The 16429-nt window shown below is 66.3% G+C and carries 15 protein-coding genes; 8 read left to right on the top strand and 7 right to left on the bottom strand.

Features of this window, described 5'->3' with window-relative positions; genetic code table 11:
- The coding region (locus WAW85_RS10715; RefSeq protein WP_422559599.1) for a 3-oxoacyl-ACP reductase at positions 1 to 1088 on the bottom strand (1088 nt) is incomplete at its 3' end.
- 229 nt (positions 1089 to 1317) lie between these two features.
- Between WAW85_RS10715 and WAW85_RS10710 the strand changes: the two genes are divergently transcribed.
- The 3 genes from WAW85_RS10710 to WAW85_RS10700 all read left to right on the top strand — a co-directional run bounded on the left by WAW85_RS10710 (position 1318) and on the right by WAW85_RS10700 (position 5444).
- Positions 1318 to 2622 (top strand): acetyl-CoA C-acetyltransferase, encoded by a 1305-nt coding sequence (locus WAW85_RS10710; protein WP_422559598.1) that lies wholly within the window; start codon positions 1318 to 1320, stop codon positions 2620 to 2622.
- Positions 2623 to 2828: 206 nt separating this feature from the next.
- The gene (locus WAW85_RS10705) at positions 2829 to 4535 is read left to right on the top strand and encodes a VanW family protein (RefSeq protein ID WP_422559600.1); all 1707 of its coding nucleotides are present in this window, start codon (positions 2829 to 2831) and stop codon (positions 4533 to 4535) included.
- A gap of 132 nt (positions 4536 to 4667) precedes the next feature.
- Positions 4668 to 5444 (top strand): SDR family NAD(P)-dependent oxidoreductase, encoded by a 777-nt coding sequence (locus WAW85_RS10700; protein ID WP_422559597.1) that lies wholly within the window; start codon positions 4668 to 4670, stop codon positions 5442 to 5444.
- A 128-nt stretch (positions 5445 to 5572) separates the two neighbouring features.
- Here the strand turns inward: WAW85_RS10700 and WAW85_RS10695 are convergent, their stop codons facing one another.
- The 5 genes from WAW85_RS10695 to WAW85_RS10675 form a co-directional block, all read right to left on the bottom strand.
- Entirely contained in the window at positions 5573 to 6823 is a 1251-nt protein-coding gene (locus tag WAW85_RS10695; RefSeq protein ID WP_422559596.1) for an MFS transporter, read from the bottom strand.
- A gap of 64 nt (positions 6824 to 6887) precedes the next feature.
- Positions 6888 to 7946 carry a zinc-dependent alcohol dehydrogenase family protein gene (locus WAW85_RS10690; RefSeq protein ID WP_422559595.1) on the bottom strand — a complete coding sequence of 353 codons (1059 nt, stop codon included), beginning with the start codon at positions 7944 to 7946 and terminating at the stop codon, positions 6888 to 6890.
- Between the two features lie 197 nt (positions 7947 to 8143).
- Entirely contained in the window at positions 8144 to 9973 is a 1830-nt protein-coding gene (locus tag WAW85_RS10685; RefSeq protein ID WP_422559594.1) for an acyl-CoA dehydrogenase, read from the bottom strand.
- Positions 9974 to 10171: 198 nt separating this feature from the next.
- Positions 10172 to 10939, bottom strand: coding sequence for a deoxyribonuclease IV (locus WAW85_RS10680; protein WP_422559593.1), 768 nt, complete (start codon positions 10937 to 10939; stop codon positions 10172 to 10174).
- 156 nt (positions 10940 to 11095) lie between these two features.
- Positions 11096 to 11932 (bottom strand): acyl-CoA thioesterase domain-containing protein, encoded by an 837-nt coding sequence (locus WAW85_RS10675; protein ID WP_422559592.1) that lies wholly within the window; start codon positions 11930 to 11932, stop codon positions 11096 to 11098.
- Positions 11933 to 11955: 23 nt separating this feature from the next.
- Here WAW85_RS10675 and WAW85_RS10670 point away from each other — a divergent pair, with 23 nt between their 5' ends.
- Entirely contained in the window at positions 11956 to 12531 is a 576-nt protein-coding gene (locus tag WAW85_RS10670) for an HdeD family acid-resistance protein (RefSeq protein WP_422559591.1), read from the top strand.
- A 10-nt stretch (positions 12532 to 12541) separates the two neighbouring features.
- Here the strand turns inward: WAW85_RS10670 and WAW85_RS10665 are convergent, their stop codons facing one another.
- Positions 12542 to 13090, bottom strand: a complete 549-nt coding sequence (locus WAW85_RS10665; RefSeq protein WP_422559590.1) for a hypothetical protein — start codon at positions 13088 to 13090, stop codon at positions 12542 to 12544.
- A gap of 160 nt (positions 13091 to 13250) precedes the next feature.
- Between WAW85_RS10665 and WAW85_RS10660 the strand changes: the two genes are divergently transcribed.
- From WAW85_RS10660 to WAW85_RS10645, 4 genes are all read left to right on the top strand, one after another.
- Positions 13251 to 14153: a cation diffusion facilitator family transporter gene (locus tag WAW85_RS10660; RefSeq protein ID WP_422559589.1), complete on the top strand. Its 903-nt coding sequence runs from the start codon at positions 13251 to 13253 to the stop codon at positions 14151 to 14153.
- A gap of 21 nt (positions 14154 to 14174) precedes the next feature.
- Positions 14175 to 14564, top strand: coding sequence for a DUF5709 domain-containing protein (locus WAW85_RS10655; protein ID WP_422559588.1), 390 nt, complete (start codon positions 14175 to 14177; stop codon positions 14562 to 14564).
- A gap of 4 nt (positions 14565 to 14568) precedes the next feature.
- Positions 14569 to 15117, top strand: a complete 549-nt coding sequence (locus WAW85_RS10650; protein ID WP_422559587.1) for a TetR/AcrR family transcriptional regulator — start codon at positions 14569 to 14571, stop codon at positions 15115 to 15117.
- Between the two features lie 36 nt (positions 15118 to 15153).
- Positions 15154 to 16429 (top strand): phosphotransacetylase family protein (locus WAW85_RS10645; RefSeq protein WP_422559586.1); only part of this gene is annotated, 1276 nt, incomplete at its 3' end.

The raw sequence follows: 16429 nt of genomic DNA, 5'->3' as shown, positions 1-16429 counted from the left end.
TTCGACGCGCCGTAGTTGGTCTGGCCGCGGTTGCCTGCGATACCGGCGATGGAGCTGACGTCGACCACGGCGCCGCCTGCACGCAGCGCCTTGCGGGCGACGAGCTCGTTGACCAGGGTCTGCGGTGCGATCAGGTTCACCGAGATCACCGAGTTCCAGCGGCCCGCATCCATGTTGGCGAGCAGCTTGTCGCGGGTGATGCCGGCGTTGTTGACGATGATGTCCAGGCCGCCGTGTCGGTCGGCCACATGCTCGGCGATCTTTGCGCCGGCGTCGGCGGCGGTGACATCGAGCGGCAGGGCAGTGCCGCCGATCTTATTGGCGGTTTCGCTCAGCGCCTCGCCAGCGGCCGGAATATCGGCGGCGATCACATGGGCGCCGTCGCGGGCCAGGACCTCAGCGATGGTGGCACCGATGCCGCGGGCGGCGCCGGTGACCAGCGCGACCTTGCCGGCGAGCGGCTTGTCCCAGCTCTCCACGGCGGCCGCGTCATCGGCGCCGACGCGGATCACCTGGGCGTCGACGTAGGTCGACTTGGCCGAGAGTAGGAAGCGCAGGGTCGACTCGAGGCCGCTCAGCGCGGTCTTGGCCTTCGGGTGCACGTAGACCAGCTGTGCGGTGGCGCCATCACGCAGTTCCTTGGCGACCGACCGGGTGAAGCCCTCGAGGGCGCGCTGGGCGATCTGCTCATCGGGCGACGCGGTGAGCTCGGGGGTGGTGCCGATCACCACGACGCGAGCCGAGTTGCCCAGCGATCGCATGACCGGGGTAAAGAACTCGAAAAGCTGCTCCAGATCGGCGGCCGAGTGGATGCCGGTGGCATCGAAGACAGCCGCACCGAGCTTGTCGGCACTGCGGCCGGTGGTGTTGTTGGTCACGATGTCGTAGTCGTCACCGGCCGAGAGGAGTTCGCGGATCGGCTCCACCAGTCGACCGAAGCCGCCCAGCAGGACCGGACCACCCAGGGCGGGCTGCGACGGCGAGAATCGGCGCAGCGACGGTGGCTGCGGAAGGCCGACCTTGCTGGCCAGGAAGGCGCCGGGGCCGGAGTTGACGAACGATGAGTAGAGGTCGGTGCTACCAGCCACGACGGTCTCCTTAGGGATGGTGGATGTGCGGTTGAACACCGAACCGATAGAGCCGGTTCGGCGTGGGCCGAAGGACGCCCCGTGAGGTCGCCCCGCTAGGGGGTGGCCTTCAGTTCGACGATGTCACTTGCGTGACCGATTGTGACACCCTCGTATGTACCGAGGTCGACAACTATCTTACTGAATAGTAAGAATAGTCTCCAAGTATCTCAACGTGAGGAGCATCCCCATGGCCTACACCCCTAAGAAGCCGGAAGCCAAGCAGGCACGTCCGGTCGCCATCCTCGGCGGCAACCGCATTCCCTTTGCCCGCCAGGACAAGGCTTACGCCACGGCCAGCAACCAGGAGATGTTCACCGCAACACTCCAAGGTCTGGTTAGTCGGTTCAACCTGCAGGGCGAGCAGCTCGGCATGGTGGTCGGCGGCGCCGTGCTCAAGCACTCGCGGGACTTCAACCTGGTGCGCGAGTGCGTGCTGGGCACCTCCCTCTCGCCGTACACTCCGGCCTTCGACCTACAGCAGGCCTGCGGCACCGGCCTGCAGGCGATCAACTCGGTGGCCGACGGTATCGCCCGTGGCCGTTACGAGGTCGGCATCGGCGGTGGTACCGACACCACGTCGGACGCGCCGATCGGCGTTTCCGAGGAGATGCGCCGCCAGATGCTCGAGGTGAACCGCGCGCGCACGACCCCGGACCGGATCAAGGCGGCGCTCGCGCTGGTCACCAAGCTGGGCATCGAGATCCCGCAGAACGGCGAACCGCGTACCGGGCAGTCGATGGGCGACCACGCGGCTATCACCGCCAAGGAATTCGGCGTCTCGCGCGCCGACCAGGATGCGCTGGCTGCGGCCAGCCACCAGAACATGGCGAAGGCATACGACGAGGGTTTCTTCGACGACCTGGTCACCCCTTTCCGGGGCCTGACCCGCGATGAGAACCTGCGCGCGGATAGCTCGGTGGAAAAGCTCGCGAAGCTCAAGCCGGTCTTCGGTGTTTCGCTGGGCGATGCGACCATGACCGCCGGTAACTCGACCCCGCTGACCGACGGCGCCTCCGCAGTGCTGCTGGCCAGCGACGAATGGGCCGCGGAGAAGAGCCTCCCGGTGCAGGCCTACTTGGTCGACACCGAGACCGCCGCCGTCGATTACGTCAACGGGCCGGACGGCCTGCTGATGGCCCCGACATTCGCGGTGCCGCGTCTGCTGGCGCGCAATGGGCTGACCCTGGCCGATTTCGACTTCTACGAGATCCACGAGGCCTTCGCCTCGGTGGTCTTGTCGACGCTGGCGGCCTGGGAGTCCGACGAGTACTGCACCGAGCGACTCGGCCTGGACAAGGCGCTGGGCGCCATCGACCGCAGCAAGCTGAACGTCAAGGGCTCCTCACTGGCGGCAGGCCACCCGTTCGCCGCCACCGGCGGCCGGATCGTTGCGCACACCGCAAAGATGATCCGGGAGAACGGCGGCGGTCGCGCCCTGGTGTCGATCTGCGCCGCCGGCGGCCAAGGCGTCACCGCGATCATCGAAGGCTGAGCCCACCGGTTTCGGCTCGCCAGCCGCGTTACCTGGCAAAACAGAAATCTCGCGAATTTTTTCTGGCCTGGTGTAACGCTCCGGCGAGCCGCAGCTATATACGAGATAGCTCCGACAGAGCTGCCTGACCCCCGACCCGGCAGCTCCGTCGGAGCTTTACGTTGTGGCTCTTTCTCCCTCTTCTTCCTTAGAATGGGGACGTTGTGATGTATTCAGTCCGTCCGCCGGATCGCGGCCACGCTTCGATGCGCCGCACGTTGATCACCCGGGCGCTGGTGGGCATCGTGCTGCTCGTCGGCCTGGTGCTGTCGGTCGACGTGGCCGTCACGAATGGGAAGACCGCGCGCGGCGCACAGCTTGCCGAGTTCGCCCTTGGCGACCTGACGCCGGACCAGGCGAGTACGGCGCTGGAACGACTGTCCGTCTCGGCGGCCGCGCCGGTGGTGCTGGAAACCGACTCCGGCCAGGCGACCGTCGACCCCGCCGCACTCGGCCTCGGCTTTGACGCCGAGGCTACGCTGCACCGGCTGCTGGAGCAGCCGCGCAATCCGTGGCATCGGCTCACCGTGCTATTCGGTGCCACCTACGACGTCCGGCCGGTGGTCACCCTCGACGTCGACGCATTTAACGAGGAACTGGACGCGCAGCGTAAAACACTGGAGCGCGCCGCTGTCGAGGGCGGCGTCCATTTCGACGGCACCACACCGGTCGCCGACCTGCCGTCGGCCGGTCTGCGTATCAACCGCGCGGCCGCGCGCGACACGCTGACCCGCCAGTGGCTGTCCGGCGGGCCGATCCGGCTGCCGATGGAGTCCTTCGATCCGACGGTGTCGGCGGAGACTGTTCAGGCCACTCTCGACGGACCCGCCCGTCAGGTGACCGACTCGTCGGTGACGCTCACGGGTGCGGGTGCGGGTGCGAGCGTCACGGTCTCGCCGACCCAGATGGGCGAGCTCGTCACGTTCGTCCCCGATGGCGCGGGCGGTCTGCAGCCCGCGGTCAGCCAGCGCAACCTCAAACGGGCCCTCGGCGACCAGCTCGCAGCCACCGAGTCGAAGCCGGTTAATGCGTCATTTTCGCTGGCCAGTGGCGCGCCGCGGGTCGTGTCGGCGCGCGACGGTGCCCGCGTCAACGCACGGGAGACCGCTGCCGCGATCGCCGCGACCTCGGTGGTCACCGACCGCCGCACCGGCATCGTCTTTGAGGCCTTGCGCCCCAAGCTGACCACGGAGAAGGCTCGCGGTTTGGGCGTCAAGCAGGTCGTCGCCGAGTACACCACGGAGGGCTTCAGTGGCCCCTCGGGCGAGAACATCCGGCTGGTGGCGCAGCAAGTCGACGGTGCTGTCGTGCTACCCGGCGACGTCTTCTCGCTGAACGGTCACACCGGTCCACGCGGTGCCGCGCAAGGCTACGTGACGTCGACGATCATCGACCACGGCCACGCCTCGAAGGCCATCGGCGGCGGTATCTCGCAGTTCGCGACGACGTTGTACAACGCGGCGTACTTCGCCGGCCTGGAAGACGTGACACACACCGAGCACGACTACTACATCTCCCGTTATCCGGAGGCGCGCGAGGCGACCGTGTTCGAGGGTGCGATCGATCTTCAGTTCCGCAACAACACCGACACCGGTCTGTTGATTGAGACCATCTGGTCACCGTCGTCGATCACCATCCGACTGTGGGGTACCCCGCACTTCGAGGTGGAATCGTTCACTGGCGAACGCAGCGATCCCACCAGTCCGCAGGAGGTCGTCCTGCCGAACGACGACAACTGCATTCCGTCGAACGGTGCACCGGGGTTCACCACCTCGAACACCCGGGTCGTCCGCAATGGCAAAACCGGCGCCGAAGTCTCCCGCACCACGCGCACGGTCCGGTACGCACCCGAACCGATCGTCCGCTGCCGCTGACGCGGTCGGGCGAAGGTCGCGGGTCGACGGCCGGGTGCGTGACACGGACTGACCGAGCAAGCGTTCGCTTGTGGTCGGTATCACGTCGGGGCGATGTGGTGGGCGTCACGGGCCGGCGATAGGCTCGGCCGTATGGATATCAATGGAGCAAGTGCAATCGTCACCGGCGGTGCCTCCGGCATCGGCGCCGGGGTGGTTCGTCGTCTCGCCGCGCGCGGCGCCAAGGTCGTCATCGCCGATGTCAACGCCGAAGCCGGCGAAGCTGTCGCGTCCGAGACCGGCGGCACGTTCGTCTCGGTCGACGTCACCAGCACCGATCAGATTCTCGCCGCCATCGAGAAGGCCGTGGAACTCGGACCGCTGAAGGCCGTCGTCAACTCGGCCGGTGTCGGCTGGGCCCAGCGCACCATCGGTCGTGACGGCGAGTTCTCTTCGGCGCACGACCTGGAGCTGTACAAGAAGGTCATCAACATCAACCTCATCGGCACCTTCGACATGGTGCGCCTGGCGGCCACCGCGATGAGCCGCAACGAGCCGGGCCCGGACAACGACCGGGGTGCCATCGTGAACCTCGCCTCGGTCGCCGCCTTCGACGGACAGATCGGCCAGGCCGCCTACTCGTCGTCCAAGGGCGGCATTGTCGGCATGACCCTGCCGGTCGCCCGGGACCTGTCGGCAGTCGGTATCCGTCTCAACACCGTGGCACCGGGCCTGATCGATACCCCGATCTACGGTTCCGGCCCCGAATCAGAAGCTTTCAAGGCCAAGCTCGGCGAGAGCGTCCTCTTCCCGAAGCGTCTCGGCGTGCCGGACGAGCTCGCCTCTATGGTCGAGGAGTTGATCGTCAACTCGTACATGAACGCCGAGGTGATTCGCGTCGACGGCGGCATCCGGATGCCCCCGAAGTAGCAACACCGAAGTAGCAGCACCTGAGTTAACGGCTCACGCGCCCGGTCCCGAGATTCTCGGGGCCGGGCGTCGTCGTCCGTCGGGTGTGGCAACCGGGTGACCGGGTGACCGGGAGAACGGGCGGACGGTCAGGGCAGAGTGACCGGGGTTTCGGTAGCGCGTGGACGGCGGCCGACGAGGCCGAGGATCGCCGCGCCCAGACAGCCCACGGCAACGGCCCCGGCGAACCACGGAAAGATGGTCGCAGTGCCGAACTGGTTGGCGAGCGCCCCGGCGACCACCGTGGGCACACCCATCCCGAGGTAGCCGAGCAGATAGTAGGCGCTCATCACCTGGCCGCGGGCGTCGGCGGGGGTGATCTCGGCGAGGTAGCGCAGCGAGCCGCCGAAGGCCAACCCGAAGACGGCGCCCAGCAATACCGAGTCGACCAGGATGGCTGGTGTCGAACCGCTGCGCAGGGCCACGACCGATCCGCCGAGCGCGAGAATCATCCCGACGTTGCCGACGATCGCCGCGGAGCGGGCATCGAAGCGCTGGGAAACTAACTGTACGAGCGCGGCCGCGGCGGCCATCAGGGCGACGACGAGGCCGACGAACATGGTGGACCGGTGGCCTGTCGCGGCCTGGGTGAGCGACGGGTAGAGGCTGAGGAACACGCCGAGCACTGACCAGGAGGTGAGGATGCCGATGCCGGAGAACCAGAAGTCGGCCCGGATCTGGTGCGGCACCGACGGGCGCGCGATCCGGATGCGGTCGCCGGTGCGTCCGGTGTGCGGTTCGATCAGCACCATCGCCGCGAGCAGGAGGGCCGTCACCACAGCGCCCATCACCGCGTAGGGCACACGCAGTGGGTACGACGACCACTGTGCCGCCGCGGCCGAGCCCAGCACGACCGCGGCGATGCCGAAGTTCACCGCACCCCCGGAGACCGCGCCATTGCGATCGCCGTCGTGCGGCCGGACGTCGAGCAATGCCGCACCGGCAACGACCATCGTCGCGCCGATCGCCGCCCCGTGGATCAACCGGGCCACCAACAGCTGCCAGACCTGCGTGGCGACCAGGAAAACCAGCAGCCCGATGAGCATCATGACGAGCGCCGTCAGCAGCACGGGTTTGCGGCCGACGGCGTCGGAGATCGGTCCGACGGTCAGCGCCGCTACGAGCGCCCCCACCGCGTAGACGGCGAAGATTAGCGTCGTCGTCAGCGGACCGAAACCCCACTCCGTGGCGTAAATCGGGTAGAGCGGCGACGGCAGCGCCGAGGTGCCCAGCGCCATGGCGAGCAGTGCGAGCAGCAGTGCGAACGACCAACGCTGCGGATGCACATGGCGTGGCGGCGTCGCCAGCGGGGACGGGTTCGCTGGCGAAGAAGGGGTCATGTGGTGAGGGTAGCCGAGCGGACTAAGCGATTGCTCAGTGGCTAGCCACGGCCGACCGGACGGATCATCCGGCGGCGAGGACCACCTTCAGTGCCTTGGTCTGCGCGGCGTTCTCGAAGACCTCGTAGGCGGCCATGATGTCGTCCAATGCGAAGCGGTGGCTGATGAAGACGTCCGGATCGAGCTGCCGACTCGCGACCATCTTCAACAGCGTTCCGAGGGTGTCGGTGTTCACCAGACCCATCGAGATAGTGATGTTGCTGATCCAGAGGTCCTGGAGCGGGAGGTCAACCGGCTTCCCATGTACGCCGACGTTCGCGACCGTGCCAGCAGGCCGGATTACCTCGAGGCACATCGTGAACGTCTGTGGGATGCCCACCGCCTCGATAGCGACGTCGACACCCAGACCGTCGGTCATCGCCATCACCTTCTCCTTCCAGTCCGGATCGGACGCTACGACGCCGTCCGTCGCGCCGAATGCCTTGGCCTCGTTGACCCGGTTCTCGTCGAGATCGATGGCGATGATCTTGCTGGGGCCGTAGAGCTTGGCGGTGCTGATGGCGGCCAGACCGACCGGGCCCGCGCCGACGACGGCGACCACGTCACCGGCCTTCACCTGGCCGTACTGGACGCCGATCTCGTGGCCGGTCGGCAGGATGTCGGACAGGATGACGCCTTGCTCGGCGGAAACCGTCTCGGGCAGCTTGTACACCGAGTTCTCCGCATAGGGCACGCGGACGTACTCGGCTTGCGTGCCGTCGATGAGGTGGCCGAAGATCCACCCGATGCCGGGTGCGCCCTCGTCACCCTGGCAGTGCGAGTACACGCCTTCCCTGCAGTACGAGCACTTGCCGCACGCGCTGACGCAAGACAGGATCACCTGGTCGCCCGGTGTGAGGGTGGTGACCGCATCGCCGACCTGCGTGATGGTGCCGACGCCTTCGTGGCCGAGAATGCGGCCCGGCGTCACGGCGGGGACATCGCCCTTGAGGATGTGCAGATCGGTGCCGCAGATGGTGGTGGCGTCGATCTTCACGATCACGTCGGTCGGTTGCTGGATCGTCGGCTCGGGAACCTCGTCCCAGGACTTGCGGCCGGGGCCGTGGTAAACGAGTGCCTTCATGTGAGCCTCCTGGATATGGGTGTCTGCATCCACGGTAGGTGCCCCAGTGGGTTCGGATCGGTGATCGAGGAGGAAGGGGTCCAAGGTCCGGCCGCGTGGGCCGATGGCGATGCGAAAGGGCCCCGCCGGGCGGCGGGGCCCGTTCACCGGGAGTGGCCCTTCGGCTAGCTCAGGGAGCGGCTAGCTCGGGGAGCGGATCAGAAAGCGGCTTCGTCGAGTTCCATGAGATCGTTGTCCACGTTCTCGACGGTGCCGCGGATCGCGGTGAGCAGCGGCAGCATGTTCTTCGCGAAGAAGGTGGCCGAAGCGACCTTGCCCTCGTAGAACGGCTTGTCGTCGCCGGTGGCACCGTTGTCGAGCGCGGCGAGTGCGACCTCGGCCTGGCGCAGCAGCAACCAGCCGATCACCACGTCACCGATGGCCATCAGGAAGCGGACCGAGCCGGTGCCGATCTTGTACAGCTGCTTCGGGTCTTCCTGTGCGCCCATCAGCCAACCGGTGAGGGTGGCGGCCATACTCTGCACATCCTCGAGGGCGGTCTTGAGCAGCGCGTACTCGGCGCTGAGGCGCTCATCGGCGGCGGCCTCGATGGTCGCGCTGATCTGGCCGGCAACGTGGGCCAGTGCCTGGCCCTTGTCGCGGATGATCTTGCGGAAGAAGAAGTCCTGCGCCTGGATGGCGGTGGTGCCCTCGTACAGCGAGTCGATCTTCGAGTCGCGGATGTACTGCTCGAGCGGGTAATCCTGGAGGAAGCCGGAGCCGCCCAGGGTCTGCAGCGACTCGGTCAGCTTCTCGTAGGCGCGCTCGGAGCCGACGCCCTTGACGATCGGGAGCAGCAGGTCGTTGACCTTGTGCGCCATCTCGGCGTCGGCGCCCGAGACGATCTTTGCGGCGACCGGATCCTGGTGCGATGCGGTGTACAGGTACACCGCGCGCAGACCTTCGGCGTAGGCCTTCTGGGTCAGCAGGGCCCGGCGGACGTCCGGGTGGTGAGTGATGGCGACGCGCGGGGCGGCCTTGTCCATCATCTGGGTCATATCGGCACCCTGGACGCGCTGCTTCGCGTAGTCGAGGGCGTTGAGGTAGCCGGTCGACAGCGTCGAGATGGCCTTGGTGCCGACCATCATGCGAGCATGCTCGATGACGTCGAACATCTGGGCAATGCCAGCGTGGGTCTCGCCGACGAGCCAGCCCACGGCCGGGGTGCCGTGCTGGCCGAAGGTGACCTCACAGGTGGCCGAGGCCTTGATGCCCATCTTGTGCTCGACGTTGGTGACGAAGGCGCCGTTGCGGTCGCGCAGCTCGCCGGTCTCGTGATCGAAGTGGAACTTCGGCACGAAGAAGAGCGACAGACCCTTGGTGCCCGGTCCGGCACCCTCGGGGCGAGCCAGCACCAGGTGGAAGATGTTCTCGGTCATGTCCTGGTCGGCGGAGGTGATGAAGCGCTTCACGCCTTCGATGTGCCAGGTGCCGTCTTCTTGCTTGATGGCCTTGGTGGTGCCAGCGCCGACATCGGAGCCGGCGTCCGGCTCGGTGAGGACCATGGTGGCGCCCCAGCCGCGCTCGGCGCAGATGGCCGCCCACTTCTTCTGCTCATCGGTGCCGTTGTCGTAGAAGATGTTGGCGAAGCCGGAGCCGGCGGCGTACATGAACACCGGCGGGTTGGCGCCGAGCACCATCTCGCCCATGGCCCAGTACAGCGAACGCGGAGCGGGTAGGCCGCCGAGCTCCTCGTCGACGCCGACCTTGTCCCAGCCTGCGTCGATGAACGCCCGGTAGCTCTTGGCGAAGCCCTCGGGGATGGTCACCGAGTGATCGGTCGGATCGAAGACCGGAGGGTTGCGATCGACTTCGGCGAACGACTCGGCAATCGGACCCTCGGCGAGGGTCTTGACCTCGCGGATCATGTCGACGGCGGTCTCGTGATCAAGATCACCGAACTCGCCGGACTCGAGGACCTTGTCGAGTTCGTACATCTCGAAGAGGTTGAAGTGCAGGTCGCGCACGTTGGACTTGTAGTGGCCCATGGCTTTCCTATCTCGGTTTCGTGGAGGCTGACCAGACAAGTTACTTGCCGGTAACTCTTGACAGAATACCCGCCACATCCGGCGGGAACAACCTGCCGAAATGTGGTTCCGCTTACAATTGCAAGCATAGGGCCGACGGGGTGCGAACCGGACCCGAACAGTGGAGATTCGCCTCGTCGGCGAGCTACTCGCGGCGGGCTACCGGCCGCGCAGGTACGCAAGGTCGTCCGGGATCCCCTCGACGGGCGTCTCCAGGATGGTCGGCGCCTTCGCCCGCGTCATCAATTCCGCGAGCACGTCCGGCGCGATGTGGCCCGACGCCAGGTTCGCGTGCCGGTCTCGGCCGGAGTCGAACTCGTCGCGCGAATTGTTCAGATGCACCAGATCGATGCGGCCGGTGATGGCCCGGATTCGTTCCACCAATCCGATCAGGTCCTCGCCGCCAGCCCACGCATGGCAGGTGTCCAGACAGAAGCCGGCTTGCGCGAAGTCGCCGACGGCATCCCACAGCCGCTCGATGGACTCCAGCGTGCGGGCCATCGCATGGTCGCCGCCGGCGGTGTTCTCGATCAGAATCGGCACCCCGAATCCGCCCTTGTCCTGCTGCCGTTCGAAGAGCTTGCGCCAGTTGGCGAAACCTTCAGCGGCGTCCTCGCCGTCGCGCAGATGCCCGCCGTGCACCACCAGGCCGATGGCGCCGAGCTCAGCGGCCGCCGCCGCTTGTTGCTCGACGGCCTTACGTGACGGCATCCGCAGGCGGTTGTTCAGGCTGGCGACGTTGATCTGATAGCTCGAATGCACGACGACGTCGATCGCCGAGTCGCGAATCTCTTGCGCGTGTGGATGCGGCTGCGGCTTGTTCCACTTCTGCGGATCGGTCACGAACATCTGGAAGATGTCCAGGCCGAGGCCTTCGGCGGTGGTGATCGGATTGTCGTCTTGTCGCAGGTGTGCTCCCAGGCGCATGCCCTCACGATAATCCCCGCGCGATCGTGGCCGAACGCGACCACCGACGGGTAGAGGCGCGCGCTGTCCCAGCAGATCAGCACCTCGCAGCAGTCCGAGATCGACGAGTGGCAAGCCCAATCGAATAACTAGTGCAGGGGAGCTGCTGAGGCGAGGTCAGGCCTGGTCCGTCCAGATCGGCGGTGTCAGGGTCGCGAAATCGATCATCGCGCGGCTGTTCTCGACGGCCGTGACGGCCGCGGACCCGAACGGGCCGGCTTCGTCGTAGAGGGAGGCAGTGCCGATCGAGATGCCGTCGGCTTCCCAGTGGCTGTCGGCTTCGATGCCGATTCGCGTCCCGCGCGGCAGGCGCGCGATCGCGACGGTCAGATCGCAGTTGATGAACCCGATGCCACCCTCGCCCCAGTTGGTCATCAGGCTGGCCGATTCGCCGCCGATCACCGCGCGCTGAAAGGCCGTGAGCGGCGAGTCCGGCGCGACCGGGATCGGCGCCGACCACATTCGCTTGCGTTCGGCATGCTGCATATCGGCCATTGTCGACGTCCAGCCGGCGTCGCCGCCGAACCGCGGGTGGGCGTCGGTGTCGTCGACGATCGGTGCCGCGAACGTCAGCTCGGCGGCTGGCCGCGACCAGCGCGAACCCGGGGGATTCGTGCCCTCGCGCAGAAAGACCGTCACCCCGCTGGCGACCAAGACTTCCCTGCTCTCCGGGTCGTCCTGCAGCACGTCGAAGTCGATCACCAAGATCCGGCCGCCGGACCGGGCGACACGCGTGCGGACCTCCGTCGGCAGGCCGCGTGCGGCTTTGAACAACTCGATGGTGAAGCGCGCCGGACGCCAGCCCGCCCTGGTGTGGCCGGTCTCCACCGCATGCGCGGCGACGGCGCAGACCGCTGGGCCATTGAGTGCGTCCGGTCCCCACAGGCTGAACGCCCGGGGAGCGGGGAGATAGCGACTCGCCGTGTCGCGGGTGAAGAACGTGTGCTCGGCCATGCGGCTGACGCTACGCTTTGCCGATGACCACTATTGACCAAGCTCGTCCAGGTATCCCTGGGGAGGCCGTGAACGCGGTCCGCTCCGGACTGCTCTTCTCGGCCATCGTCGGCATCGTTCTCGGTGCACTCATCATGTTTTGGTCGGACATCACCGTCTTTATCGCCGGCCTGCTGTTCGGCATCGCATTGATCGTTGCTGGCTTGTACCGCCTGTTCTTCTCCTTCGCCGCCGTCGGCGTCAGCTTCGCGATGCGAATGCTGACGCTGGTGTTCGGCATTCTGATGGTGCTGTGCGGCGTGGTTGCCGTCATCAGCCCGGAAGACGCGTGGTGGATGCTGGCGATCTTCATCGGTGTCGGCTGGATCTTCAGTGGTTTCCAGGACATTTTCGGTGCCAACGCCAGCACCTCGATCGCCCCCCGTTGGCTGGTGATCGTCGGCGGCGCGATCTCGGTGATCGCCGGCATCGTCATGCTGGTTTACTCGCCGGGCGTGACCTTGCCGACCATCATGTGGCTGCTCGGCCTGATGCTGATCATCGTCAGCGTGGTCACGCTATTCACGCTCCCGAAGGCGGTCCCGTCCGCCCTCAGCTGACGACCATCCCTTACTCCGGCGCCGCCCCGTCGAAACTGATCGACGGGGTGGCGCCGGCATCGTTTCGGAGGCGGACGTGCAGATCGCGTAGCGAATCGGCGAGTTCAGTGGTGTGCGTTAAAGCCAGTCCGGACAGTGGATCGACGACGCGGCGCGTGTGCACGGCCGCCGCTCCCAGTAAGCGACGGGCGGCCGACTGATCGCTCGCCCACAGCGCGTCGGCGGTCCGAATGTACAGGTCGACGGCACCATTGATCGACTCCAACTGCAGCAACGCCCACGCCCAGTGCTTGGCGACATCGACGGTGTCGGCCTCGCCGCGACCGTGCGTCCGCACATACTTTCCGTGCAACTCGCGGCACAGTTGATCGGTGTCTTGCCAGAGCGCCAGCGGGCGCATGCACCGGACGCAGTCGTGCAAGGCGCGCAGATAGGCGACCGAATAGGGTCCCTCGCGGCGGCCGCGAACCTCGCGGAGCACCGAAAATTCGGCGAGCGCGTGTGCGTACTCCCCGGCGGCATAGAACTCCCGGGCCTGGTCTTCCAGCTCGTCGAGCATGGCCTCAGCCTGCCGCGAAATTCTTGTGCCGACCAGCGGTCCCGATGAATTGAGACGAAGTGCCGTGGCTGTCCCAGGGTGCGGCGCTGGCGTCCGGTCACATGCGAGGGACTCCGGCTCGATGTGGGCCGGTTAGATGTGGGTCCGGTTAGATGTGGGTATGGAAGCGGCGACAACCAAAGACCTGAGTCGCTGGGCGCTGCTCAGCATCGCGACAGCGTTGGTCACCATCGCGTTGAAGACCGTCGCCTGGCAGATCACCGGATCGGTGGGCCTGCTCTCAGATGCGGCCGAGTCGGTGGTCAATCTGGTGGCGGCCATCGTCGCCTTCATCGCCCTGCGAATCGCCGCACGACCACCCGACGACGACCACAATTTCGGCCACGCCAAAAGCGAGTTCTTCTCGGCGGTGATCGAAGGCGTGATGATCGCGATCGCGGCGGCGCTGATCATCTACACGGCGGTCGAGCGGCTGCTCAACCCGCGGGAACTGGAATCGGTCGGTATCGGTCTGTTGATCTCGGTGGTCGCGTCGATACTGAACGGTGTCGTGGCCTTCTTGCTGATCCGGGCGGGCCGGGAGCACCGCTCGATCACCTTGGAGGCCGACGGCAAACACCTCCTGACCGACGTGTGGACCACCGCCGGCGTGATCCTCGGTGTGGCGCTGGTTGCCTGGACCGGCTGGCTGCCGCTTGACGCGATCGTGGCGATCGGCGTCGCGATCAACATTTTGGTCGTCGGATACCTGCTGATCCGGCGGTCGACCCGCGGCCTGATGGACGTCGCGATCTCGGACGACGACCTCGCCGAGATTAACGGTGTGCTCGATGAGTTCCGTGCCGACGGCCTCGACTTCCACGACATCCGCACCCGCGACTCTGGTCGGCTGCGGTTCCTGCAGTTGCACATGCTGGTGCCCGGCAAATGGACTGTGCAGCACGGCCACGACGTCGTCGAACAAGTGGAAACTGCGCTGCGCGCGCAGATTCCCGACCTGGTGGTCGTTGTGCACCTGGAACCGATCGAGGATCCGCGCGCATACGAACCGTGGCGCCGGTGAGGAGCCGATAGAGTCGGGGGTATGAACGACATCGACGATGCCGGACCCGGCGACTACCAGAACGACCAATTGCAGGCTGAGGACACCTTGGAAAACAAGGAACTCAACGACATCCTGGACCGCGGCTACTCGCCGCCCGATCGTCGTCCGCACGAGCACCCTGAGCATGAGAACCTCGCCGAGCGGCTCTCCGATGAGGAGCCGGACGTTACCGCCGCGGGCGACGACCCCGACCCGGACTTCCCGGACAGCGACGAGGTCGGCGATCGCCGATCCGGTCGCCTGGTAGCCCCGGATCTGGGTACCGGGCAGGATGTCGACGCGCAGCTGCTGGCCAGCGACGAGGGAATCGATGGGGCCGGGGCGTCGGCCGAAGAGGCGGCCATGCACGTCATCGACGACGACCAGTAGGCGCATGGATCGGGAACGTCTTGTCGACGTCGGAGTCACCCTCATCTCCAAGTTCGGGGCCCGGGCCCTCAGCCTGACCTCGGTGGCCCGTCAGGCCGGTGTAGCGCGTGCGACCGCCTACCGAATGTTCGGTGGTCGCGAGGCATTCGTGCAGGCCATCGTGCAGCGAGAACTCGCGATTTTGAGCGAGAAAGTCGCCACCTGGGGTGCCGACGCGCCAGATTTAGCGACGTGTCTGCACATCCGGGTGACCGAGTCGCTGAAATACATCCGCGGGCACGAGGCGCTCCAGTACGTGCTCACGAAGGAACCCGAAGAAGTGGTCCGCGCGCTGGTTACCACCGAGGGCGCGCCGGGACCGTCGCTCATCGACATGATCGTCGATGCAACGCTGCCTGATGTCAGCGACGACGACCAAGCGCAGTTGTATCCCAACGCGCGCGCCGGCGTCGAGTTCATGGTGCGCACTGTCTATTCGTGCATGCTGGTTCCGGAGAGTTCGCTGCGCGACGACGAGGTCGCCGAGCTGGTGGTCCGGGCGATTGTGCGGTAGTTCCCGCGGCGGCGGACACGACGTTAGGCTGTGGCCATGAGTGGCAACGGGACCGACTCGGCGAGCGGCATCTACATCGCGTCGGCTGAAGGAGATTCGGGAAAGTCGACGGTCGCCCTCGGGGTGCTCGTGCAGTTGGCGGCCACCGGCGGTCGGGTCGGCGTCTTCCGGCCGATCTCCCGTGCTGCGGCGGGTGAGCACGACTACATCCTGGACTTATTGATCGACTACACGTCGGTCGACGTGCCCTATGCGGACTGCATCGGCGTCACCTACGACGATGTGCACGCCGACCCGGATTCGGCGATCGCCGAGATCGTGACGCGCTACCACGCGGTCGCGGCCAGGTGTGACAACGTGTTGATTCTTGGATCGGACTACACGGACGTCGCCTCGCCGTCGGAGTTGAGTTACAACGCGCGCATCGCGGCGAACCTATCGGCGCCAGTGCTGCTGGTAGTCAAGGCCGCCGATCGTACGCCGGCCGAGGTCCGGGCGATGGTCGAGATGCTGATGAGCGACATCAGGCAGTCGCACGCCTCCGTTGCCGGCGTCGTCGCCAACCGCACCGACCCGCGCCATGTGGTGGCGGTCGCAGCGGCAGTCAGCGACGCGGGTTGCCGTGCCTGGGCGCTCCCCGAGGAGCCGTTGCTCTTCGCGCCGACGATGGCTGAGCTGGCCACCGCGCTGGGTGCGATCGTCTACAGCGGTGACGAGGAACTGCTCAACCACGAGGCGATCGACGTAATGGTCGGGGGCATGACAGTCGAGCATATCTTGGAGCGACTCAACGAATCGATGGCGGTGATCGCGCCAGCCGACCGATCTGATGTGCTGCTTGCGCTGGTGAATGCCAATGCGGCACAAGGCTTTCCGCGGTTGGCAGGCATCATCCTCAACGGCGGACTCAAACCGCACCCGATGATCGATGCGCTGGTCAAGGGCTTGCACCCGACCCTGCCGATCCTCCAATGCGAGCACGGTACCTACGAGACCGCGCGGATCTGCTCAATGACGCGCGGCCGGGTTGCCGCTGGTTCGATTCGCAAGATCGACGTGGCGCTGGCGCTGATGGAGCAGTACATGCCGTCGGCTGACCTGTTCACCGATCTGAAGCTGCCCGCGCACCATGTCGTCACACCGCAGATGTTCGAGTACCAATTGCTCGCGCAGGCGAAGTCCGATGTTCAGCACATCGTCCTTCCCGAGGGGGACGACGATCGCATCCTGCGCGCCGCCGGGCGACTCCTGCGGCGCGGAGTTGCCCGTCTGACGATCCTCGGCCACGAAGGCACGGTCCGTCGTCGTGCCG

The organism is Gordonia sp. (in: high G+C Gram-positive bacteria) (genome assembly GCF_049299075.1).
GTDB lineage: Bacteria > Actinomycetota > Actinomycetes > Mycobacteriales > Mycobacteriaceae > Gordonia.
Note: the sequence above shows the minus strand (reverse complement) of the source record. Positions and strands in the feature narration are given on the sequence as shown.